Genomic DNA, 21,759 nt, shown 5'->3' on the forward strand with positions numbered 1-21,759 from the left:
ATTCCATCGATCAAGGCCCGACCCGACGTGACGCAGGCTCAGACGCCGAGGGCGGCTGCCAGTGACGGCCAGCTCGCCTCGAGTTGGTCGGTCCAGTACGGCCAGCTGTGTGTTCCGGTGGCGGTGTGGACGACGGTCGCGGCGATGTGCAACCGATGCAGACGGTCGGCGAACTCGGTGGTGCACTCGTTCACCGCCGCCTCCAGTGCACCACCGGAGACAACGGTGTTCGCGAGATCCGGAGTGGCCGAGTTTTCGTGCGGTCCAGGCAAACCGGACCCACTCGAGAGGTAGACGAGTTTGCCCCGCAACGCCGGGGCATGGGTCGCGACATCGTGAGCAACCCAATCCGGATCGTCGATTCGGCCCCACATGTTATCGGCCGTGCCGCCGTGTGTGCCGACGACGAAACGCATCTCGGCTTGCCCGACAGGATCGCTGGTGCGGTAGCAACCACTGTAGGCGGCGACGGCGCGGTAGAGCGGCCCAGTGCGTTCGGCCAGCATCACCGCCGACTGCCCGCCCATCGACAGACCGATGACCGCGTTGGTTCCGCTGCCGCCGAAAGTACGGTCGAAGAGCGGCGGGATCTCTTTGGTGAGCATTGTTTCCCATTTCTGCCGTCCCAGTACCGGGTCGTCCGATTGCCAGTCGGTGTAGTAGCTGCCGTCACCTCCGACCGGCAGCACGACATTGACGTCCTTGTCGTCGAAGAACGGCACCGCGCCGCCCTGTGCGGTCCAGTCGTTCTGATCCGGTCGTAAACTGTCGACTCCTTCGAGCAGGTATACGGTCGGCCGCGGTGCGACCGTGTCTTTGGGCAACAGCAGATCGATCTGCACAACGCGGTGCATTGCCGGCGAGTCGACGAACACCTGGAGCCACCGTGGCGTGACCGCACTGATGTGATCGATCCTCGCCGGTATCGGATCGACGGTCGGGCTCGCTGCTGCCGGCGCCGTGCCGCAGGTCATCAATGCAATGGCGGCAGCGACCCGCGCCGTCGCTCGGGCGCCGATCATCGTGGCGGCACCAAGTGCCAGAGGAGCTCACCGCCGCGACGCGCATGCGATCGTCGGATCATCGCGGCGAGTCGGTTCAGACCGCCGAGCATCGCCGTTTGGCTGCGGTATTGCCCGATTGCGGCGATCTTGGCCTGCTCGTGACCGCCGACGGGAACGACCTGCGCTGTCCACGTGTGATGATCGCCATCGGTGGGGCTGAGGCCGAGGAAATCCGACGATGCGGGCCCGCGCGCAGCCCAGGACACCGCCTCGATGGCCAGTCCCGCCCTCGGGGCGGACCACCCCGGTGCGGAGGGCCACGGAAACGGTGCCGTCGCCGACACCGGATGCCGGCGGCGGCAGCGTTCCGAGATTGCGTAGAATTCCTCGTAGAAGGCGATCCGATCGGTCGCGTCGGTGCCGATGGCGGCCCGCATCGCCGCGACCGAGACCTCGACGTGATCGACATGGTTGCCAATTCCCAGCGGCGCCAGCATCGTCACTACGGGATCGGCCAGCACCTCGCGAATACCGGATTCGATCGTGTCCAGTTCGCCGAACCCGGCGACGCTGCTCGGTGTTCTGAAGACCTGTATGGGCCGAGCCAGCGGGGGGTTGCGAAAGAGGCGTTCGCGCAATCCCATCCGGCTACGGTCGGCGCCGAGCAGCGCGAGGGCTCGATCGTCTTCGCCGCGTCGTACTCCGTAGTCACCGAAGACTCGCCGCCGCCCGCGCAATGTGGTCGGCGGTGGGCCGTCGCTGTAGACGGAGATGACGTGCACCGATCGTCGCGCAGCAGTCCGACGTCCGATCAGGGCACCGACCGCGAGCACCGCGTCATCGAGGTGCGGTGACAGGATGTACAGGGGCCCGGGCCCGTCGACAATCACCAGAAGCTGCCTTCGTGGTTACTACGCTGGCGATCGCGTGCCGCCGTTCGAAGGATATGTCCATGCGCGTCCTGATCGTAGCGTTACCGCTGATCGGCCACCTGTTCCCGATGATGCCTCTCGCGGTCGAACTGGCGTCGTCCGGACACGACGTCCGCATCGCCACCGGTGGCGATGCCGTGCTCGCCCGCGACAGTGGGATCGCCGTCGAGGACATCTGGCCGCTACCCCGGTCCAACTTCGGTGGGGCGGCGGTGCGCGCGCTGGCGTTGCACCCGCAACGGGCATTGCGCGGCATGCGCGGCATCGCCGACCCGCAGGCCGCCGGACGAGTCTTCGCCGTCGTCAACCGGCCGATGATCGAGCCGGTATTCGCTCTCGCCCGCCGATTTGCGCCCGATGTCATCGTGCACGAGCCGTACGCGGCGGCCGGAGCCATCGCCGCCGCACGGCTGGGCATTGCGTCGGTGTTGCACAACATCGCCCTCATCGACGGGGCCGCCCTGCTCGAACAGATCCTGCTCCGCCTCGGTGCCCGCGCCGCACCGGCACAGGCTTTTGCGGCGACACTCTCGATCGCACCACCGAGCATGCTCACGGTGCCCGGCTTGCCGATGCGATACGCCCCGTATTCCTCACCCGGCTCCACCGCACCGCCGTGGCTGCACGAGTCCGCAACCCGGCCTCGCATCCTGGTGACTCGCAGCACGATGCTCGGCGACGGACCGAACGCGATGCTCGATTCCGTCCTGCGGGCAGCACCGCAGGTGGACGCGGAGATCGTGATCGTCCGACCCAACGATCCGATCGTGAACGCGACGCGACTGCCTGCCAATGTTCGAACGGTGGGCTGGATCCCCCTGTACTCGGTTCTGCACAGCTGTACCGCGATCCTCACGCACGGTGGTGCCGGATCGGTCTACGAAGGGCTCCGCGCCGGGATCCCGCAACTCGCCACCCCAGCACCGGGCGATCGGGCCTGGACTGCGGCCTTGGTGCAGCAACGCGGTGTCGGGCTTTCGGTCCCGGCCCGCAAAATCACCGCCACCCACCTGTCCTCGCTGATCAGCGACCCGACGATGGTGAGCGCGGCCCGAGAGGTCGCAGCCGAGATCGCGGCAATGCCGAGCGTCGAACAAGTGGCCGCCATGTTGACCGCCCAGATCGCGTCATAGCCGTCACCCTGCTTGCCGAACCTTCGCTTACCGAGACCTTTGCTTACCGAACGTCGCAACCGCACGCCTCTCCGCCACAGCACGAACGGCGACGGTGGTTGCTCGGGCACTCGGGTGTCGTGGTTGTCTCCCGGATGATGCCAAGGGGCACGGCAGTGGGGCGCTCGGCCCGGCCGTCGCGCAGCGAGTTCACCCGGGATCGGTTTCGCAGGATCTTGGCCGCGTCCTCATCGTCACCGGACTGGTCGGGCTCCCAGATAATCGACTTTGACGCCCTTGTGCAGCAACGTGCAGCGCATATGCGCGAGGGCATAATGCAGGCGAGACTTGATCGTTCCCACGGCGACGTCCACCTCCCCGGCGACCTCCGTCGGCGTCATGCCCCGAAAATAGGTCAGGACGACGACTTCGCGCTGATTCTTGCTGAGGGCGGCCAGCGCGTCGAAGATGATCCAACGATCGAGTACCTGATCGAACCGGTCATCTGCTGGCTGCGGCGGAAGAGCTGCAACGCATACTTCGTGCCTCACGCACGCACTACGGCTGTAGTCGATCGCGAGGTGGCGGGCAACAGTCCACAGCCACGGGCGCGGTTCACCCCGTGAGCGATCCAGGACTTCCGGATGTTGCCAGGCACGCAGCAGAGTTTCCTGAACAATGTCCTCGACACGCGCACGATCGCTTGTCAGACTTCTGGCATAGTCTCGGAGGGCTACTCGCTGCTCGCCGTCGAGCACGCGAAACGACTGCATCGACATCGACATGGCCCTCCTCACCTGACCCGGCCTCAGAGTCCATGATGCCCCGTTCGCAGCGATCCGACACCGTCATCCGTGGCTGAACAGGAAAGGGGCGCTTCGATATTCGCAAACCTCACATCCGAGACTCGAGCCGCCACCCAGCGTAAGAAACCGACGGGCACACGGTGTCCAACTCGTGAATGTGCGTCCGCGCGGACAGTCCATGTCGGGTGTCGCTCAACTACCCACGAGAAGAGTCCGCCGGGGCGACGATGCGAGGATGACCCACAAGTCGTGGCCATCCGCCGGCACCCTGGCACTGATCGTCGAAACGATCGCACGGCTGGTGCGCAATTCGGGTTCTAGCGCGGCTTGTCGGCCGAGGCGACCACGTAGTCCAGCCATGTGCCCCAGAACGAAGCGCCGATGTTTCCCAGGAATATTCGTCCCGCGGGATTCACTCGGGCCATTTCCGGATCACGGAGGCGATTTTTCATGAACGCCGCGTACGGCTTGAATACGTGATCACGAATGGAGTACAACTTGACGTTCACGAAACCTGCGTGTTCCATCGCATCTCGGTACTCTGCCAGAGTCGGACGATTCTTCCGATCTGGCATGAAAAGCCAATGAACCATGGGGCCAACTGGACGTATCCCGCGCAACCTGGATGACACCTGATCACGAGGAAGCGGGATCATGTCGGCGGTGACGATCCGTCCACCAGGTTCGAGCACCCGAAAGGCCTCAGCGAAAAACTCGGCCCGAGAGGGGAAATGGAACGCCGATTCCATGGCTGTCACCTTGGTCCCGGAGGAGTCCGGTCTCGGAATCGAGCTCGCAGAACCGAGCAAGTGCCGAACGGTACCATCGAGTCCTAGTTCCCGAGCCCTGGCGTTCGCGATTTCTATCTGCCCCGGAGCGACGTTGACTCCGACTATTTCCTTGACATCGAACTCGATGGCCCACACAAAATCTTGATCTCCGTATCCGCAGCCCACATCTATCACGACGTCATCCGGGCTCAAATGCGCTTCGTTCGCGACCAGCCGTGCTAGCTCGGTGCACGCCTCATCGAGGGTCTTCGGGCTGTTCGCCCAATACCCGAAATCCTGAAACATCGACTCCTCGCCGAAGGATGTCGCGGGCCCGAATCCATTGTCGTACAACAGGCGAGAATATTTCTCCGGAGCTTTGGTTGAGAACGGCAGCGTTGCGAAACTCGCCCATTCCCGAGCCCAACGTCCTAGCCGCTTCGCCTGCTTCTCGGGCGGACGATAATCAGTAGGTGTCATACTGTTCTTCCATTCATTTGCGAGTACGCCTCGAGATCGAGAATTTCCGTCGCGACCCGCCTACCCGAATCGATGGCACCGCTCATCGAACCATATTCGATGGGAACGGTTTCCGAACCAGCCCAGTGAATACGTCCGATCGGATTCCGGAGTGCAGCACCGTATTCGGTGAGTAGGCCAGGAGGAGTGCAACCGTGATAGCACCCCCTTGTGTATTCCTCGGCCATCCAGTCTTTTTCGAACAGCTCGAAGGGCCGCCCGGCGCGTGGACCGAATATGCGCGTGAGCGCGCCGACTACCGCATCACGTCTGGCGGCTCCGGGCAGGCGTGCGAGTTTTCGTGCGTTCGGACCGGTGACAAATGCAGTGAGGACACCGGGCGATCCGTCAGGTGGCGAGCCATCCATGACCGCCTGTACCGGACCGACATGGCTGAGAGCAGTACCTGACAGCTCCTCTTTACGCCAAAACGGTTCGTCGTAAACAGACAGATACTTGATCACCGATCCGGCCGGCAGACGTTGGGTGAGCTGATCGCGATAGCCCGGAAGAGCGGGTAGATATTCGATACGCGCGGCCAACGGCACCGGCACCGTGATCACCACACGACGACCGACAGCGTCGAATCCGGGTCCCGTCAGTCGAACACGATCGCGAAACTGCTCGATGCGCCGCACCACCGCACCCAGAAATATTTGCTCCTCGATGTTTTCGGCAAGTCGATGCACAAGCCCCTGCGACCCACCGACCAATCGCCGCTCAAGAGATCCACCAGTCACCTTGGTCACAGCACGGTAGCCGCCCAAACCGTTCGAATAGTTCAAGATATGTAGTAGCGAAATCTCCGTCGCCGGTGCAGCAAATCCCGCTTCAGTCAATAGACTCATGAGCGTACGACCGCCCCGCGTCAACATATTGCGTCGCATCCAGGACGACAGCGTCTCGCTGTCCCAGCGTCGAGCATGCGGAGCGTCCCAGGGAGTCTCTTCCGGAACTTCTCGCCGCATCCGCTCCAGACGCATTGCCGCCTGAAAATAGTCGGCAAGTGTGATTGGATTCGCTCGCGGGATTTGACCTTTCCATCGGACAAGTTTGTCGTGTTGGTCGGTCAGCTTGTACCCGCGGTCGTATTGCTTGTACGACGAGATGCCGACGGCGTCCGCCATTTCGTCGGCAACGGCGCCGCGTCGGCCGATATGCTCACACCCGAATTCGACAATTTTTCCGTCGCCGATCGGATGGCTCAGTGACCGACCCCCGATTCGGGATCGCGCCTCCAGCACCGCAACAGTTTTTCCGGCGCGGCTGATTTCTCTTGCTGCGGTGATTCCGGCGAAACCCGCGCCGACGATGACGACATCGGCCTCGATCGACGGATTATCGGTGATATCTCGCAATTCTTCCTCCCGGTGTCACAGACGACTCTGGACTACGCACCATCCCGCAATGCCACTGTCGAACTAATTTGGCCGATGTCCATGCTTCCGCCGTTCTTGATCATTTCGCTGAGAACAAATCGCCGCGCTTTGGCGGTCGCAGTGCGCTCCAGTTCGACCCAGTCGATGATGAACGGATACTCGAGACTGGGGAGATCGGCCGAGACCCGTCGCCAAGTGCTACTGCTGAGCGACGTTCCATCACGCATGCACACGACCGGTACAGGTCGGCCGTCGCCGTCCGGAACGATGACGACTTCTCTCGCATCGGGGATCCGGTCGAGCAATATGTCTTCGATCGCAATACAGCTCTCGACGCCGTCGATTCGGTCCGCTACTCGGTCCAGGAGCTTGAGCTGACCCCAACGCCCCCGCCGGCCCCAGTCACCTGTGTCGAACCACCTCCCGTGCCGACGTTGCGAATATTTCTCGGGAGTACCCACGAAGGAGAGCGCATTCGCCCTCGTCTTCGCCTGAATCATTCCGGGCTCACTCTGGTGGCGGCGGCGCCCACCGTTCATCGGATCGGCGATCCTTACTCGCACCCCGGGCAGCGGCCATCCGTTTCCACGAGAGTCGGGATTTCCCCGCCGGCCGAGCGAACGCCTCGTGAAGAACGAGGCCGTGAGCGCCTGCGTCTCGGTCATCCCGTAGATGTCGACCCAGAACGGAAATTTCCGTTCCGAAGCGTTCAGGAGCCGGCGGATAGTCCGTGAATGCATTGCATCGAAGGTGTTGAAGAAGACGCGAACGCTCGCGAACGGCTTTGCCGGGTCGTCCACCAGCGCTTCCCAATCCATGAAATCATTCGGGTGTGCCAGGGCTATGGTCGGACGGTGACGAGCGAACAACCGAAGAATCGTCGCTTCGTCAGGTTTACCGATACCCAGCAGCGGGGTGCCGCGTGAAAAGGCTGCCAGCTGCTCCGTTGTAGCCGCTATGTGCGCGTGCGAGATGGAATTCGCAAGCAATTCATCGTGTGAGTGACCGAACGGAAAGATCGACTCCATCAGGGCCGTGAACGACACCCCCGTTGCGGACGCCTCCACCAGTTTCGAGACACCTGTCGTAGACGAGGTGTGGGTTATGACCATCGGCTCGTCGTCCTTCAGAGGCGAAGGTGCCGGAGTGGGAGCATCCCAGAGTTCCTCGATCGAGATCGCACCCTCGACCTGATCGATTCCGATTGCGACACACGAGAGAGCGCGAAAACGATCGGTGTCCAAACCCGCATACCTGGCCGTTTCCGAGTCGGTTATGAGAATGCGCGGCTGGAGACGTTCGAGAAGTACGTTAAGTACCGCCGGGTCGAGACCTGCTGAAAGCGGAGCGGGAATAGCCCCGATCCGGGCGGCCGCCCACACGAATGCCTGAATGTCGTAGCTTCGCGACTTGACGATCGCAATCCGATCCCATCGTTCGGCGCCGGCCGCCTTGAACGCAGCGGACAACCGTTCCACCAGATTTGCGTAGTCGACATAGTCAAGGGTGTCACGATGCTCCGGATCCCAGGAGAATGGCTCGTCAAGATATATCGGTACGGTTCGTCCGAACTTGTTTGCAGCAAGCTCCGCGATCACACCGACATTGACAGGTTTGAACAGCGGTACCCTGCGTTGGAACTGGCCGCGTACGAGCTTGAGCGGAGTGGTGCGGCGATCGAGAAGCGTGGGCGTGGCGCGAGGATGGTTCATCGTCGTGTCTTCACTGTTACCGCCGTTCCACAAGTTCGTCGACTGCTCGCACGTCACCTGTGCCCCAGACGATTCCTTGCAAGTGGGACGTGCGCAGCGCGACGTAGTTCAGCTCGCCGAACGGGCCACCCGTGCGACCGGTCCCGCCGTGGGTGGCCAGTCGAGAGCGGAAGCCGATATGCGAGTCGTTGATTTTCAGCTGGCCTCCGTTGTTGACGTCCTTTGCGAATCTGTCGGCGATATCGCGAGACGATGTCCACACCGAATTGCGCAATCCGTAGACGTTCTGGTTGAGAAAGCCGATGGTCGCGCCGAGTAGCTCACTCTCTGCCACATCATCGGCAATAACGATCGGCAGCATCGGGAAGAACGTCTCTTCGGTGACACACGACATCGCACGTCCTCGGTCGAGTCCCTTGATCCGAAGCACCGTCGGCTCGAAGAACAGGCCGGTATCTTGCCGGGTGCCGTCGACGCCGATTCGATGTCCACCACACAGCACATCCGCGCCGTGTTCGTGTGCTTCGGCCAGATAGTCATAAAACTGGTCGGCTTTGAGTACTGGGCTGAGCAGCGCGTGCGGATCCTCGGGATAGCCCGGGACCACCGTCTCGGTGATCGCGAGGAGTTCCTGTATGAACGCGTCGGCGACTCTCGGATGGACAATCGCATACTTGGGCACCATGCAGATCTGCGCGGAACCATAGAAGCATTCGCTAAGTGCCTGTGCCGCCGCGGGAAGATCGGCGTCCTCCCACACTACAAAGCCGTCATTGCCGGACAGTTCGAGAATCGGCTTCTTACCAGCGGCGACACAGTCGTATCCAACCTTCAGTCCCACGTCGCTGCCGCCGAAGAACAGGACGTCATCGACGTAGGGGCTGGCGATCCAGTCCCGCATGATCTGCTGCGAATCGCCACTGACAATGTTCAGTGTGCCTGGCGGCGCGCCGATCGACTCGAGCGCCGGTTGCACGATGTCGCGGTAGAAGTACATCACCGTCAGGGGAGTCGAGCGCGGGGCCTTGACGACCACCGCATTACCCGCCATCAAGGCCATGGCGCCGAGAGCACCGTTGGACCCGGCGGCGTTCTGCGGCGGATTCACACACACAACACCGTCCGGCTTGCGGACCAATTGCACAGCGTCGTCGGGCGCTGCGTGCATCGAATCGAACTGGTTGCGATACCACGACAATGTGCCTTCGTCACAGCCTCGGATCACACCGCTCAATTCCCACTCGGCCAGCCGCCGCGGATGCCCCTCGATGACCAACATGTCGACGAGAGTCTCGACATTCGCCACCAGCGCCTTATGGACGAGGCCGAGCATGCCGATCCGATCATCGAGCGGTATCCGCGAATACTCGACGCTCGCGCCATGCGCCGCATCCAGGGCAGTCCGGCACAGCTCGCGCCCGCCCCAGGCGCAGCGTGCTGCCACCGAATCCGGATAGATACCTGCGGCCACTGAGCCGGGAACCGCGTCCGAATGCAGGTCGAGTTCGAGGCCCCGCTTGAGATTGAAGGCACCAACGGTATCTCTGATCAGCTCCGAGGCGCGGACTACGTAGGTCCATCCGTCACCGTCAACGTCTCGACCGTTTATGAACAACGGATACTCGTGCATCACCCCACCACCTGCGCTTCCCTCTCGTCGAAAGATTCGACCTCCACATCTCGCAACTCACCGGCGTTGTAGCGTCCGTATGCCTCGAGGTCGAGCAGACCGTGCCCGCTGTAGTTGAAAACAATCGTTGCGTCGCGCTTCTGTTCCTTGCATTGCAGCGCAAGATCGATCACGCCCTTGATCGCATGACAGGTTTCCGGTGCGGGAAGGAATCCATGCAGGCGGGCGAAGGTGACGCCGGCATCGAACACCTGAGTCTGCGGATAGGCCACCGAGTCGAGAATGCCCTGATGGCGCATCTGTCCGATCAACGGTGCGCACCCGTGATAGCGCAGCCCGCCCGCATGAATCGGCGGCGGCACGAATTCATGGCCGAGGGTGTAGGTGCAGACACCGGGCCCACTGCCGGCCGCGTCCGCGTAGTCGAAGCGGTATTCGCCGTACGTCAGCGGTGCACACGCTTCGGGTTCGACCGCCAGGAAGGTGGTCTCGGAACCGTTTAGTTTGTCCTCCATGAAGGGTGTGGAAAGTCCGGCCATATTCGATCCGCAGCCGACCGACGCAACCAGATAGTCGGGATAACGGTCGATCATCGCCAGCTGCTCACGAAGTTCCAATCCGATGATCGTCTGATGCAGGAGGCAGTGATTCGAGAATGCACCGACAGACATGCGGGCAGCCGGATCTGCTCGTACGGTCTCAAGAGACTCGGAAACCGCCGTCGCCTCACTGCCAGGGTGGTCGGGGTTGTCGGCCAGCACACCTCGCCCGTACTCCGTCGTCACACCCGGGCTGGGATGCACTTGGGCTCCGTAGGTTTCCATCAGATATCGCCGATATGGCTTCTGGTGGTAGCTGGCGCGAACCATGAACACGCTCAGGTCCAACCCGAACATCTGGCAAGCGAGAGCGAGAGCACTTCCCCACTGCCCGGCTCCGGTATCGGTAACCAAGCGCGAATGCCCTTCGCGCTTGGCATAGTAGGCCTGCGCGAGGGCAGAGTTGAGTTTGTGACTGCCACTCGGCGAGGTGGCCTCGTACTTGAACCAAATCTGTGCCGGCGTGTCGAGATACCGTTCCATCGCCACTGCACGGATCAATGGTGTCGGTCGCCACATCGCATACGCGTCCAGCACCGGCTGCGGGATGGAAATCCATCTGTCCAGCGAGAATTCCTGTGCTGCCATCGCTTTGGTCCACAACCGCTCGACATAGTCGAGAGTGACAGGCGCATCGGTCGTGGAGTCTATGTACGGTTCGGGCGCTGTGGGTAAAGCGGGTATTCCGTTGTACCAGCGCTTTGGCATCTGATCGAGAGGCAGATCGACTCGATCCAACAATGTATTCATAGCGGTCTCCCCGAGATGTATGTCATTTCGTCAATGAATGTTGGGATACCAACTCCTGGCTGACCTCCGCGGCGACACGGTCACCGGAGGCGATCGCGCCGTCCATGAATCCCTGCCAGTAGGTCGCCGTCTCAGTGCCCGCCCAATGGACGCGTCCGACGGGCTCCCGCAAGGCCGGTCCACAGCTGGTGAGGAGTCCGGGCGGGGCAAGCGACCCCGGGCAACCCCGAATCCATGGCTCGGTGTGCCACCGTTTCAACAGGATCTGGCGCGGTTCGGCCGCCCGTTCGCCGAAATAGTCGGTGAGATTGTCGATGATGGCCTTTTCGACCGATTCGGGGCTCTGATTGTCGAGTTCACGTGCCGCGTCGCCCTTGATGAAACACACAAGCACCCCGGGGCTGCCTGCCGCAGGCGTGTTGTCCCATACATTTTGAACTGGTCCTCTATCGCTCAGGACGTAGCCGGAGAGCCCCTCGTCGCGCCAGAACGGCTGGTCGAACACGACGTTCGCCTTGATCTGAGAGCCACGTAAAAGCCTTTGCGCCAGGTGAATTCGCCGCTCCGGAAGTGGCGGATCGAATCGGATGTCAGCGGCCATCGCCGGAGGGGTGGCCACGACAACTCGCTGTGCGTGAATGGTCGTCGTCCCCGCACCCACCGTTACGCCGTGGTCGTCCTGAGATATGTGTGTGACGGGGCTCGACAGACGGATCGCGTGTCTCAGCTTTGCTGCCAGCAGCAGCGGTATGCGCTGCGAACCACCCTCGATACGGAACATCGACGCGCCGTCAGCGGTAACCACCACGCGCAGGATCGATCCCGGATGATCTTCGTCCCCAGCGGCAGCCACGTAGGACGCCATATGCAGCAGCGAAAGTTGCGCTGGCTCACAAGTATTCGTGCCCCGGACCACGTACTCGATCACCAGCCGGGCCGCCGGGTCATCGACATATCGGTCCATCCAGTCCTGAAAGGAATGCGCGTCCAGTTCCGCTGCATGTGGTGCCTCCCACGGCCGATCGGGCGACACCTCCGCGGCCAGGTTCTGCAGCTCGGAGATGGTCGTCAACAGTTGTCCGATAGCCCGATCGGACTCCGGTGGGATCGGACCGCCGGTCGCGTCGTATCGGGTGCGAGTACCGAGCCGAAAATAGATATGGTCACCGGCGACGTGGGTCGGGTAGGTCGACAGACCCAATTTTTCGATCAGCGCGAGAATGTGATTCTGGGTAGGACCGACGAATTGTCCACCCAATTCGATCACCTGGCCGTCGCCGATTTCTGCGCCGAGCACCCTGCCACCGACCCGGTCGCTGGCCTCGAGAACCCGAACACTATGTCCGATGCGACGCAATTGCAGCGCCGCCGTCAATCCTGCGAGACCGGCACCGACGACGACGACGTCGACGACTTCTGCTTCGCTCATCTTCACACCTTCGATTCCGGATCGGTCATGGGTCGTCAATCGGGTTCACCGATGCTCGATAGTCGCGGCAACGACTTCTGTGTAACACCCCGGGCGCGCTGCCCTCGATTCCCCGACAACCCGACGATAGTCGGCGGAGAGCACGAATGCGATAGCCCAGATGCTCATTACCGGTGAGGCGCTTAACCAACTCGGATCTCTATCGCGTTGCTTGGCAATACATTTCGTAGCATGCACTTAGCGTGTCGAGCGAGGATCGCGGCGGCGACGGCAGTTGGGACGAACGCGAATGAGTCTCACGTCGCCGTCGCCGGACTCTCTGCGCGACAATAGTTTCACTTGTAAAGCGTTGCGCCGCAGACCCATCGACTACGTCTCCGGTCGAGGAAACTCGGTCATTAATCCAATTACCTTGTCGATCAGCGTTATTCGTACTCCCGACGACATCGACGTTCACGATGCATTTCGACATCATGCCAGCCAGCGATTCCTTGCGCGCGGGGCCGTGGTCACAACGCGATTGCGGCAGCGGCCGGTCCCCAGCTCCATCATGTGCTCAATACCGGCGACGAGGACGGCGGTGCATGAGAGCAACAGCCGTCCGCCACGCAGGGGGTGGCCTCGAAAACTGCGTGATGCTTTCGCACGAGGAACAGCGCTGGCCTCAGCGTGCCATCACAGAGTCGGTGCGTTGCCCTCGCCGCGGCTAGCCTCTAGCGCACCTTTGGCCCCGGTCTGACGTGGCGTTGCAGATATTCAGCGTGCAAAACCTTCATCTCTTCCGGCGATTCAGCTGAGCCGCCAAGATAGCCCATTTCTCTGCATTATAGTTAGCTATTGAAAGGATACTGTCAATACAGTGCTCAGGTGTTTGAACGGCGATCTTCGTAAAATCCTCAGCCGTGCGCGGGCTAGCTTCCAACCAGCGAATCAATATCCGTCCGGATTCACTGAACCGGACCGAGGGGTCATTTCGCAAATTCGTGAGAATTGAATCCCGGTGGGGTTCGGCAATCCCTTCGACTCCGCGTCGGGAGGTGGCATCCGACTTGGTCGCAGGCGCGGGCTCATGGGCGGACAGGTTTTCGTCATTTCCGCCTTTCGAGGCCGATTTCCGCGCATCCCCATCGTGCTTTTTTACCTGCCGCCGGCGCCCATCCCGCCCTCTACGGGTATCCAACTGGGGAATTTCCCCAGTCGATTTACCGCGTATGACGCCGATGGTCTTGTGATCGAGTCCGACGACTTGGCCGATCCTCCGGTCCGACCATTCCGGGTGTGTCGACAAGATCCGTTGTGCCGCTGTCCGGCGATCCGCAAGCGATAGCGGGAGTCCGTGCGCGATGTTCAGCTCGACCGAGAGGAGAAATGCTTCCTCAGCACTACCTTCGTAGTACTGAACCAAAATGGTGCGCCGCCCCCTGAGCAGTGCCGCCTTCAGCCGATGCATTCCATCTATCACCAGATTGGATGGTCTATGCACAAGGATCGGCGGTAGGTCACTGCACGACTCGGCTAGGAGCCGCGTGTGTGACACATCTTCACCCGATACCCTCGGCGAGATATCACCAGCGATCTCGCTTATCGGTAGTTCGATCGCGCCGTCGATCACTCTATGCCGAATCGGGCTGGACCCGATTTGCGATCCTGTCGTACCTAATTGGGATTCACTGAATCCATTCCCCATCGTCTCCCCCCATTGAGGTCAATAATTATACCCAAACACCTCGACATGAGGATATTTGTCGTGCACCCCTGCGCACCAATTCAGTTCTATTCATCCGTCCGCCGCACTCTGGACTCGACGGTTCTAGCCGCGATCTTTGCCTGCGCCGAGTACGGACCATTCGGACAATCATGACAATTTGCCGCAGCGTCGGAGCTTTCGCGAACCGACCGTCCTGATCACATTCTCAACGTAACAAGGTTTCGGTCGCTGTTCTAGCTACGGGATCTTCTTTCTGGATATCAAGAGTTGTGCGGTCAAGAGTTTACGGTCCATTCATTTACCACTCGCATGTAAATCACCAAACCAGGCTTTACCGAGGGGTCGCACTCTCACCGTGTCGAATGTGTGCGCCCGGTCGCGGAGCTTCCGGCTGCGGTTGCCCTTACGCATTGGCCGGACGGTCGTGCGTGATCGGTACGCACCCATTGGCCTGAACCCCTCGACTCGCCGCAACAGTGGCTGACTGGTAGGGCCGCGTGCGCTAAGCAGGCTGTGAACGTCAATCCGTTCAGTGAGCAGTTACCATATGGGCGCGAAGGAAGCCGTGCGCGGCAGTCTGAAAGGGGTTCGTTCGAACCCGGAGTCCGATGCAATCCCTTGCACCTCAACCTATTGTGCAAAGCCCACCCCTACTGCACCTGCGACGGGCGTTGGTTGAGAGCGCACTCCGTCTGCTGTCGAGTGCCATCGGCACAGCGGATGGTTAAGTGCCTTCAGCGAAGGTCAAACTGATGTTTGTTCTCCTGCTATTTCTTCGACCGGTAGCGACGAGAGGACGCCGAGCGCACGAAGGAACCCCGCACGATCGCGGGGCTCCAACCGGCTGAGGGTGAGTTCCTCACGACGTTGAATCTCGGTCTGAACAGCTCGGCATAGACCTTCGCCGGCGGCCGTCACCGAGAGCAGATGCACTCGACGGTCCGCCGAGTCGGGATACCTTTCGATGAGACCTCGACCCTGGAGATCGTCGAGCACAGAGATCAGCCGTGTCTTGTCGGCTCCGATCTCGTTGGCCAACCGCGTTTGACTGCGGACCGAACTGTCCGTCAGCGCGATCAGCACGATGTATGCCCACATGGTGAGGTTGTGGGCACGCAAAATTGGCAATTCCGCAGTCGTGAAGGCCTGAGCCAAGGGCACAAGCATCGCCGCAACGTCCTTTCTGGAAGCCGTCGAGTGCCGACCTGCTCTTGAAGTACTCATCGTTCCCTGCTCAACACCGTCTTAAGAAGAATCCAGTATTCGTAAACCGACCGATATTGTAGCCTAGGAATATTGTCTGATTTGCGAGACGATAAGCGCCGACCTATAGTTCGGAAGACAGCATCCATCCGGGGTGGAGGTCGGCGATGCTTGATGACTTTTCTGACGCCATCGTGCGGTACCGCAGAACTGTCCTGGTCATTGCGGCGCTGGTCGTGGTCGTCGCCGGCGCGTTAAGTCTTGGGCTGCGAGACCGGTTGACCAGTGGGTGGGGCGATTGGGACGACCACGGGTCGGCAAACGTCGCTGCCCGTGAGGTGATCGAGAACGCAACCGGAGTCAACACCCAGCAGGGTTATGTGCTGTTGGTGCGCGATGACCAAAGGATCGACCCGACCATGGCAGTGCCACCCGTGGTCCAGGCTGCCGCCGATCTCCTGAGGCAGCGGCCGGAAGTGCGGCAGGTGATCGACTATCGATCGACGCAGAATCCGGCGTTGGTTTCAAAAGACAAACGCAGCACGCTGGTAATCGGGGAGATAGGAACCGTCACCGAATCGAAGGTGATCCCTCAGCTCGAGCAGCAGATTCGCGACAACCCCGTGTTGAATGGACATGTCGTGGTTGGCGGATCCACAGCCGGAAGTGCGCAGGTAATGTCTGTGGTGCTCAAAGATTTGGCATTCGCTGAGTTGATCATATTTCCACTGCTGTTCGTGTTACTGGTCGTCGTTTTCCGCGGTGTCACGGCAGCACTATTGCCGTTGGTCGGCGGAGGTTTTGCAATTTTGACCTCGATGCTCGCGATACGCATCATCGTCGAGTTCTGCACGATCTCGGTATTCGGACTCGATCTGGTCCTTGCGCTCGGATTGGGCTTGTCCGTCGATTTCAGCCTGTTAATCGTCTCTCGCTATCGTGAACAGCTGCGACAAACCGACAACGGCTCGAAGGCTTTGCGAGACACCGTCAATACTGCCGGCCGGACCGTGCTGTTTTCCGGGTTGACAATCAGTTCTGCCCTGGTCGGACTCCTGATCTTCCCGCAGCGTTTCCTCTATTCGATGGGAATCTGCGGCATCGCGGTCGTCGTCGCAGCCATGCTTTATGCACTGGTGATCCTTCCCGCCCTCCTGGCGGTGTTGGGCCACCGTACCGAGTCGCGTGCGCCAAGATACTGGCAGCGACGGTCCGATCAAGCCGAAGATCCGTCGGCGCAACGGTGGCGGAGGATTGCCATAGTCGTCACCGGCCGGCCGGTGCTATCGGCTAGTTTGGCCGCCGTCGCGCTATTGGTGCTGGCGTCGCCGCTACTTGGGGTGAAATTCACTGCGGTCCAGTCGGCCAACACGCTTCCTGACGGTGCGTCGGCCGGCCACGTGGCCCAGGTGATGGCCAGCGACTTCGGTGCATCGGTCAGCGATCAGGAGCAGGTGGTCATCGACGCACCGTCCACTGCAGGCCCACCCATCAACTCTTATGCAGAAAAGCTTCGGTCGATCGAAGGCGTCGCGGCGGTCGAGCCGCCGCAACGACTCAGCGGTAACCATTGGCTCGTTCCGATCAGCCTGACCGGGCAACCGAACACCGATACCACCCAGGACACAATGCATCGAGTCGAGAACCTGGATCCGGGATATCCGACGCGCTTCACGGGTCCCACCGCCGATGGGCTGGCCTTGGACACCGATCTGGGGCGCCATCTCCCTCTCGCCGCAGCAGTTCTCATAGTGGCGACCCTCGTCGTGCTGTTCGCGATGACCGGGTCGGTCGTTTTGCCGGTGAAGGCCGTTGTCATGAACTTTCTGTCCCTCGGTGCCGCTCTGGGGGTGGTCGTCTTCGTATTCCAGAACGGTCATTTCGCCCGCCTGCTGGGGACCACGGGCCAGGGCGCGCTGGAATCAACGTCTCCGATCGTTCTCGCTGCCGTCGGATTCGGACTTTCCACCGACTACGGCGTGTTTCTCCTCGGGCGGATCAAAGAAGGCTGGGACTCCGGCCTATCGAATCGTCAAGCGGTCGCCGCGGGTATCGAACACACCGGCCGGATCGTCACCGCCGCTGCGGCCCTGTTCTGTTTGGCTATGTGTGCAATAGTCCTCGGGCGGCTCGCCTTCGCCAAGGAACTCGGATTCGGTGCTGCGTTGGCGGTCATTCTCGATGCGTCGATCGTGCGCGCGATCCTGGTTCCGTCTTTGATGACTTTACTGGGCGGGGCCAACTGGTGGGCACCGAAACCGCTGCGGATCCTGCATCGCCGAATGTTCCCATCCGCGGCGACACAGGTTGCGGCACAGGCGTCGTCAATAGACAGCGCCGGCACGCAGACCATCACTACGTCTCACAGCGAGGAAACACGAGCATGAACAACAATCCCCACTCCGTCCTCATCATCGGTTCCACCGGCGTCTTGGGATCCACCATCGCCGCGGCATTCACCGAACAGCAGTGGACAGTCCTACGAGGCGTGCGAGCCTCGGATGACGCGCCCGGCACCGTACATGTAGACCTCGACGACCCGGATAGCGTCACTCAAGCAATGCGACAAAGCGAACTCACGGTCACCTCCGTCCCTGACCACAATTGTGTCGCCGAAAATATCGCCCTCAAGCAGGGCGGCATTTTGCTCAATGTGTCGACACTCGATTCGGAGCACACACGAGCTATGCGCCAACAAAGTAATGCAACGGGCACCGTCATCCTCAATACTGGTCTGGCTCCGGGGGTGACAAACCTCGTCGTTGCCGACTTACTGCAGCAGTATCCGGAGGCGGATACGATCGAGGTCGCGCTGGGGTTTTCCACGAAAGGAATGGGGGGGCGCGCAGGAGTCGAGTTCGTGTACCACAATCTCACGTCCGGAACGCATGACACCGCAGTAATTCCTTTTCCGCGGCCGATCGGACGGCGGCGCTGCATCGCCTTCGCCGAACAAGAACCAGGCTGGATGGGGGCCTGCGCCGACGGACGACAAGTTCACATCTATGCATGCTTCGATAGCCGGCCGCTCCATACCGGCATCCGTGCCCTGAACAAGATCGGACTACTATCGAAAATTCCTTCAGCCCCGTTCATGATCGGACATGGATCGGTCCCGAAGTCCCCAACGACGGAATCCATCGTCCACTGGGTGAGTGTCAAAAAGCAGGACCAGTTGTTAGCAGCGCGAACTGTGGAGTGCAGAGGCGACTATCTAAGCTGTGCGCGCGCCACCACGATATTTGCAGCCGCCGCGCTGGATGCAGATCTCAGGGCGAACTCGGGATGCTTCAGCTCCGAGGAGGTGTTCGGTCTTGCGGAATTGCGTCCGGAACTGTCGCGCGCGGGTATCGACGTCGTCGATCGCACTTCCGGCTAAATTCGGTCGGATTGTTTTGAGTGTCCAGCGGTGACTTTGACGGGGCTCTTCCGACTGGGACCTGGTTGAGTTTCGACGTCTTCACAATAGTGTCGGTATTTGTGATCGCGTTCGTCACAATGGCCGAACTCGTTGTTACAGTTCACAACTGGATTGAATCTTCAACACTCGGCGGAGGCACTGCGTGATCGAGATGCTAAGCCCCATCGACTACGAGAAGTCGCTGGACGCGTCCGATTGGCCGTGTGACACTGTCCACTTTCGGGGGACCTCAGACACGGTGGCTGATCGATAACGGTTCGCCCAAGTGCCCCGGCGTCGTCAGGCGTTTCGAATCATCTCGACAGCTGCGCCCATCCCGTATCGCCCGGTGAGGATGTCGAGGATCTCGTCGACTTCCTTCGGTGGGCGGGTGAGCCGCGCCGAGATCGCCTCGATCGCGGCGCGCGCCCTGTTCGGATCGACTGCCGTGGTGTCGGCAACGAATTCGGCAGCGCTGACAACGTGGATGGATCCGGGTATGCGCTCCGATGGAAAGTCGCGAAGGTTGTCGGTGACGATCGCGCCTGCGCCTCCCACTACGGCCGCAGCGACGACATGCTCGTCGTCGACATCCGGAAGACCGAACGTGCCTTCAAGCGGTTCCCAATGCTCAACGATGGCGTCGTCGAACGCTTCCCGCATCACATGCAGCAGTCGTGCCGCGTCGATCGCTGCCTGCTCGGGATCTGCACCGCGATCGACAAGCTTGCGCGCCTCGTGGTACTCCAGCTCGTCGAGAATGGCGTCCGACCAGAGCGGCCGGTACAGATTCTCGACCGCCAAGGACAGAAGGAGATCGCGTTGGAGACTGGGCCAGAGCACACAGGTATCCAACACGGCCGCGAACATCACACGATTCTGGCAGACCGCTCCCTGCGCTCGCGCCGACGCTCCGCAATAGCCTTCCGAGCATCGCGAAGCTGCTCACGCACTGCCTCAGGATCGTTCTCGTCGAGGAAGTCGATCGATGTTTCAGCCAGCGCGGCGTACTGCCGAGTGCGTCGCTTCGTGCGGTAATCGAGGACATCGGTCAGCAGCAGTTTGTGCCGGCTACCGACACGTTCCGCGGGTAGATCACCGATGTCGATCAGCCGCTTCACCGTCGGCCGGCTTACACCCAGCAGATCGGCCGCTTGCTGAGTCGTCAGCGTGGTGCTCTGCGGCGCGACAGTGACAGCACGCCCAGCCTCCATCGCGTCCACAACTTGCTTGAGTATCCGGTGAACGGACGCCGGCACAACGACCTGATCATGCTCGTCGGCACCGACCAGCATGTACCGCGGCTCAACAGTGTTGCCGCGCTTCGCTTCATGAATCGCGAGGAAGCTGATGACCTGTGCCAATTCGTCGGACTTCTCCGGCAAGAATGTCTGCTGTTCCAATGCCTGGGCAGTCATGACAACCTCCTTACTCGAACGAATAGTAACACGGTTTCGAAACTTTCGAACTGGGTTTCTCGATGCGAACCCTACTGGCGGCGTCCGACGCGTAATCGTTTTTTCAGCCGTTTCCACCAACCGTTCGGCACATCTGGCGAGAGCTGCAGGTCAATCCATTGCATCCAGTCCGGTTCCGGCTGTTGCATGACGAGTGCGGATTGCGCGGTCTGCGTCAGGTTGCCCTTGTCGGCGGCAGGATGGCGGGCCGCGAGTGTTGCTGGGTCGGATGGTGTCGTGGGAGTCGGTGCCGGGGCTGGTTGCGATGGCGCTGGCCCTGGGTGCGCGGGTGCAGGATCGGGCCGCGCAGGACGGTCCGCCCGCTCGTCGATGGCGGCGTTCACCGCGCGGAGGGCGTGTTGGATATCCTGTTGCGCTTTCAGCCACTGCTGATAGCGCTCGTACTCGGTCGCGAGTACCCAGCCAGCGAATGAGTGGGCCGTTCCCCTCGGGTACCACACCCGTTCGCCTGACCACACCTGGCGCAGAAACTTCTCGAGCGGAATGGGGTGTGTTTCGAAGAATTTCTCACCGGGGACAACGTGCGGACCGTGGCGAAGGTGCAACACAGTTGCGCTCGCCGATATTTCTACCTCGGTGTCGCCTTCCCACGGCCGTCCCGGAATCAGGATCGTTTCTGTCGTCCGGGCGAGCTTCTTACTGATCCTGACCTGCACGCAGGGCGACCCGAAAAGGTACTTCTTCGTCGACTGCGTGATCGCAGTCTCCCGTAGGAGCCACACCACATCGGGGTAGTCTCCGGTTCGCGTCGGGATGTCCGTCGGGACACGCTGGACCTCGACGCGCGCCCGGGTAGCGCCGGGAACCCACACATCGGCGCGCACGCCTGGGAGGGAATGTTCCAGTTCCGCCGCATAGCCGCACCGCTGCGCCACATCGAGCACGAACTGCTTGAGCCACAAGTGTTCGTCCGACTCTCCCCCACTCGCCGTCGGAGTCGACCGAACTTCGACCCCGTGTTCGACCTCTGCGTGCGTGCACCGTCGCGAGTTCTTCGGGAACCGAAAAAACCTGGTGACCGTGCCCTTCGTCTTGTTCTGCTTCTCGACCGCGATCAGCTTGCTACGACATCTGTCGTCGGAATCGGGGCAATACATGTCAGGACCTCGGCCTGTTGACGGGTGCACCAGGGCCCAGTCGTCGTTATTGGCAGCACTTACCAGCTGACCTGTCTCCGAGATTCGGGCTTTCACCTTCACGGTCATCAGTCTTACCGCAGGACTACGACACCTCTTTGGGCGCTGGTCACGAATCAGCATGAGCCTTATCCAGAATTGGGTAGCGAGCACCGCAACTAGCAGTTGTCAGCTCGGCGCAGCGGTGGGCAA

At 61.1% G+C, this 21,759-nt stretch carries 17 protein-coding genes; 3 read left to right on the top strand and 14 right to left on the bottom strand.

Annotated features, from left to right (window positions below):
• Nucleotides 1-38 precede the first annotated feature (38 nt).
• Nucleotides 39-1,022, bottom strand: coding sequence for an alpha/beta hydrolase (locus FOY51_RS25650; protein WP_235916768.1), 984 nt, complete (start codon nucleotides 1,020-1,022; stop codon nucleotides 39-41).
• Complete coding sequence (locus FOY51_RS25655; RefSeq protein ID WP_187776475.1) at nucleotides 1,019-1,894, bottom strand: PIG-L family deacetylase; 876 nt, start codon at nucleotides 1,892-1,894, stop codon at nucleotides 1,019-1,021. The genes FOY51_RS25650 and FOY51_RS25655 overlap by 4 nt, the downstream gene beginning before the upstream one ends.
• Before the next feature lie 62 nt (nucleotides 1,895-1,956).
• Between FOY51_RS25655 and FOY51_RS25660 the strand changes: the two genes are divergently transcribed.
• A complete protein-coding gene (locus FOY51_RS25660; RefSeq protein ID WP_149433110.1) occupies nucleotides 1,957-3,069 on the top strand; it encodes a glycosyltransferase in 1,113 nt (370 codons plus the stop codon).
• 233 nt (nucleotides 3,070-3,302) lie between these two features.
• On the opposite strand, the gene FOY51_RS25665 is transcribed toward FOY51_RS25660, so the two are convergent.
• The 9 genes from FOY51_RS25665 to FOY51_RS25705 all read right to left on the bottom strand — a co-directional run bounded on the left by FOY51_RS25665 (nucleotide 3,303) and on the right by FOY51_RS25705 (nucleotide 15,574).
• The gene (locus FOY51_RS25665) at nucleotides 3,303-3,833 is read right to left on the bottom strand and encodes a sigma-70 family RNA polymerase sigma factor (protein ID WP_149433111.1); all 531 of its coding nucleotides are present in this window, start codon (nucleotides 3,831-3,833) and stop codon (nucleotides 3,303-3,305) included.
• A 338-nt stretch (nucleotides 3,834-4,171) separates the two neighbouring features.
• Complete coding sequence (locus tag FOY51_RS25670; RefSeq protein ID WP_149433112.1) at nucleotides 4,172-5,104, bottom strand: SAM-dependent methyltransferase; 933 nt, start codon at nucleotides 5,102-5,104, stop codon at nucleotides 4,172-4,174.
• A complete protein-coding gene (locus FOY51_RS25675) occupies nucleotides 5,101-6,501 on the bottom strand; it encodes a flavin monoamine oxidase family protein (RefSeq protein ID WP_149433113.1) in 1,401 nt (466 codons plus the stop codon). The genes FOY51_RS25670 and FOY51_RS25675 overlap by 4 nt, the downstream gene beginning before the upstream one ends.
• Before the next feature lie 32 nt (nucleotides 6,502-6,533).
• Nucleotides 6,534-8,234 (bottom strand): AMP-binding protein, encoded by a 1,701-nt coding sequence (locus tag FOY51_RS25680; protein ID WP_149433114.1) that lies wholly within the window; start codon nucleotides 8,232-8,234, stop codon nucleotides 6,534-6,536.
• 16 nt (nucleotides 8,235-8,250) lie between these two features.
• Nucleotides 8,251-9,864, bottom strand: a complete 1,614-nt coding sequence (locus tag FOY51_RS25685) for an aldehyde dehydrogenase family protein (protein WP_149433115.1) — start codon at nucleotides 9,862-9,864, stop codon at nucleotides 8,251-8,253.
• The gene (locus FOY51_RS25690; protein WP_149433116.1) at nucleotides 9,864-11,213 is read right to left on the bottom strand and encodes a TrpB-like pyridoxal phosphate-dependent enzyme; all 1,350 of its coding nucleotides are present in this window, start codon (nucleotides 11,211-11,213) and stop codon (nucleotides 9,864-9,866) included. The genes FOY51_RS25685 and FOY51_RS25690 overlap by 1 nt, the downstream gene beginning before the upstream one ends.
• A gap of 22 nt (nucleotides 11,214-11,235) precedes the next feature.
• Entirely contained in the window at nucleotides 11,236-12,642 is a 1,407-nt protein-coding gene (locus FOY51_RS25695) for a flavin monoamine oxidase family protein (RefSeq protein ID WP_149433117.1), read from the bottom strand.
• Between the two features lie 772 nt (nucleotides 12,643-13,414).
• A complete protein-coding gene (locus FOY51_RS25700; protein ID WP_235916770.1) occupies nucleotides 13,415-14,092 on the bottom strand; it encodes a ParB/RepB/Spo0J family partition protein in 678 nt (225 codons plus the stop codon).
• Between the two features lie 1,002 nt (nucleotides 14,093-15,094).
• Nucleotides 15,095-15,574: a MarR family winged helix-turn-helix transcriptional regulator gene (locus FOY51_RS25705; RefSeq protein ID WP_149433119.1), complete on the bottom strand. Its 480-nt coding sequence runs from the start codon at nucleotides 15,572-15,574 to the stop codon at nucleotides 15,095-15,097.
• Nucleotides 15,575-15,720: 146 nt separating this feature from the next.
• Between FOY51_RS25705 and FOY51_RS25710 the strand changes: the two genes are divergently transcribed.
• Together FOY51_RS25710 and FOY51_RS25715 are read left to right on the top strand one after the other, a co-directional pair.
• Nucleotides 15,721-17,940 (top strand): MMPL family transporter, encoded by a 2,220-nt coding sequence (locus tag FOY51_RS25710; RefSeq protein WP_149433120.1) that lies wholly within the window; start codon nucleotides 15,721-15,723, stop codon nucleotides 17,938-17,940.
• Nucleotides 17,937-18,932, top strand: coding sequence for a saccharopine dehydrogenase family protein (locus FOY51_RS25715; protein WP_149433121.1), 996 nt, complete (start codon nucleotides 17,937-17,939; stop codon nucleotides 18,930-18,932). Before FOY51_RS25710 ends, FOY51_RS25715 begins: the two co-directional genes overlap by 4 nt.
• 321 nt (nucleotides 18,933-19,253) lie before the next feature.
• On the opposite strand, the gene FOY51_RS25720 is transcribed toward FOY51_RS25715, so the two are convergent.
• The 3 genes from FOY51_RS25720 to FOY51_RS25730 form a co-directional block, all read right to left on the bottom strand.
• Nucleotides 19,254-19,823, bottom strand: a complete 570-nt coding sequence (locus FOY51_RS25720; RefSeq protein WP_149433122.1) for a PIN domain-containing protein — start codon at nucleotides 19,821-19,823, stop codon at nucleotides 19,254-19,256.
• Complete coding sequence (locus FOY51_RS25725; RefSeq protein ID WP_149433123.1) at nucleotides 19,823-20,371, bottom strand: helix-turn-helix domain-containing protein; 549 nt, start codon at nucleotides 20,369-20,371, stop codon at nucleotides 19,823-19,825. Before FOY51_RS25725 ends, FOY51_RS25720 begins: the two co-directional genes overlap by 1 nt.
• Before the next feature lie 71 nt (nucleotides 20,372-20,442).
• Nucleotides 20,443-21,636 carry a competence protein CoiA family protein gene (locus FOY51_RS25730; RefSeq protein ID WP_149433124.1) on the bottom strand — a complete coding sequence of 398 codons (1,194 nt, stop codon included), beginning with the start codon at nucleotides 21,634-21,636 and terminating at the stop codon, nucleotides 20,443-20,445.
• Nucleotides 21,637-21,759: the final 123 nt, after the last annotated feature.

Origin of the sequence: Antrihabitans cavernicola, from assembly GCF_008297975.1 — a bacterium.
GTDB lineage: Bacteria > Actinomycetota > Actinomycetes > Mycobacteriales > Mycobacteriaceae > Antrihabitans > Antrihabitans cavernicola.

Excerpts from the sequence above, each read along its gene's own strand:
- FOY51_RS25650 (WP_235916768.1), bottom strand. The coding sequence starts at position 1,022 with ATGATCGGCGCCCGAGCGACGGCGCGGGTCGCTGCCGCCATTGCATTG.
- FOY51_RS25660 (WP_149433110.1), top strand. The coding sequence starts at position 1,957 with ATGCGCGTCCTGATCGTAGCGTTACCGCTGATCGGCCACCTGTTCCCG.
- FOY51_RS25665 (WP_149433111.1), bottom strand. The coding sequence starts at position 3,833 with ATGTCGATGTCGATGCAGTCGTTTCGCGTGCTCGACGGCGAGCAGCGA.
- FOY51_RS25670 (WP_149433112.1), bottom strand. The coding sequence starts at position 5,104 with ATGACACCTACTGATTATCGTCCGCCCGAGAAGCAGGCGAAGCGGCTA.
- FOY51_RS25680 (WP_149433114.1), bottom strand. The coding sequence starts at position 8,234 with ATGAACCATCCTCGCGCCACGCCCACGCTTCTCGATCGCCGCACCACT.
- FOY51_RS25685 (WP_149433115.1), bottom strand. The coding sequence starts at position 9,864 with ATGCACGAGTATCCGTTGTTCATAAACGGTCGAGACGTTGACGGTGAC.
- FOY51_RS25690 (WP_149433116.1), bottom strand. The coding sequence starts at position 11,213 with ATGAATACATTGTTGGATCGAGTCGATCTGCCTCTCGATCAGATGCCA.
- FOY51_RS25695 (WP_149433117.1), bottom strand. The coding sequence starts at position 12,642 with ATGAGCGAAGCAGAAGTCGTCGACGTCGTCGTCGTCGGTGCCGGTCTC.
- FOY51_RS25700 (WP_235916770.1), bottom strand. The coding sequence starts at position 14,092 with ATGCATCGGCTGAAGGCGGCACTGCTCAGGGGGCGGCGCACCATTTTG.
- FOY51_RS25705 (WP_149433119.1), bottom strand. The coding sequence starts at position 15,574 with ATGAGTACTTCAAGAGCAGGTCGGCACTCGACGGCTTCCAGAAAGGAC.
- FOY51_RS25710 (WP_149433120.1), top strand. The coding sequence starts at position 15,721 with ATGCTTGATGACTTTTCTGACGCCATCGTGCGGTACCGCAGAACTGTC.
- FOY51_RS25715 (WP_149433121.1), top strand. The coding sequence starts at position 17,937 with ATGAACAACAATCCCCACTCCGTCCTCATCATCGGTTCCACCGGCGTC.
- FOY51_RS25720 (WP_149433122.1), bottom strand. The coding sequence starts at position 19,823 with ATGTTCGCGGCCGTGTTGGATACCTGTGTGCTCTGGCCCAGTCTCCAA.
- FOY51_RS25725 (WP_149433123.1), bottom strand. The coding sequence starts at position 20,371 with ATGACTGCCCAGGCATTGGAACAGCAGACATTCTTGCCGGAGAAGTCC.
- FOY51_RS25730 (WP_149433124.1), bottom strand. The coding sequence starts at position 21,636 with ATGACCGTGAAGGTGAAAGCCCGAATCTCGGAGACAGGTCAGCTGGTA.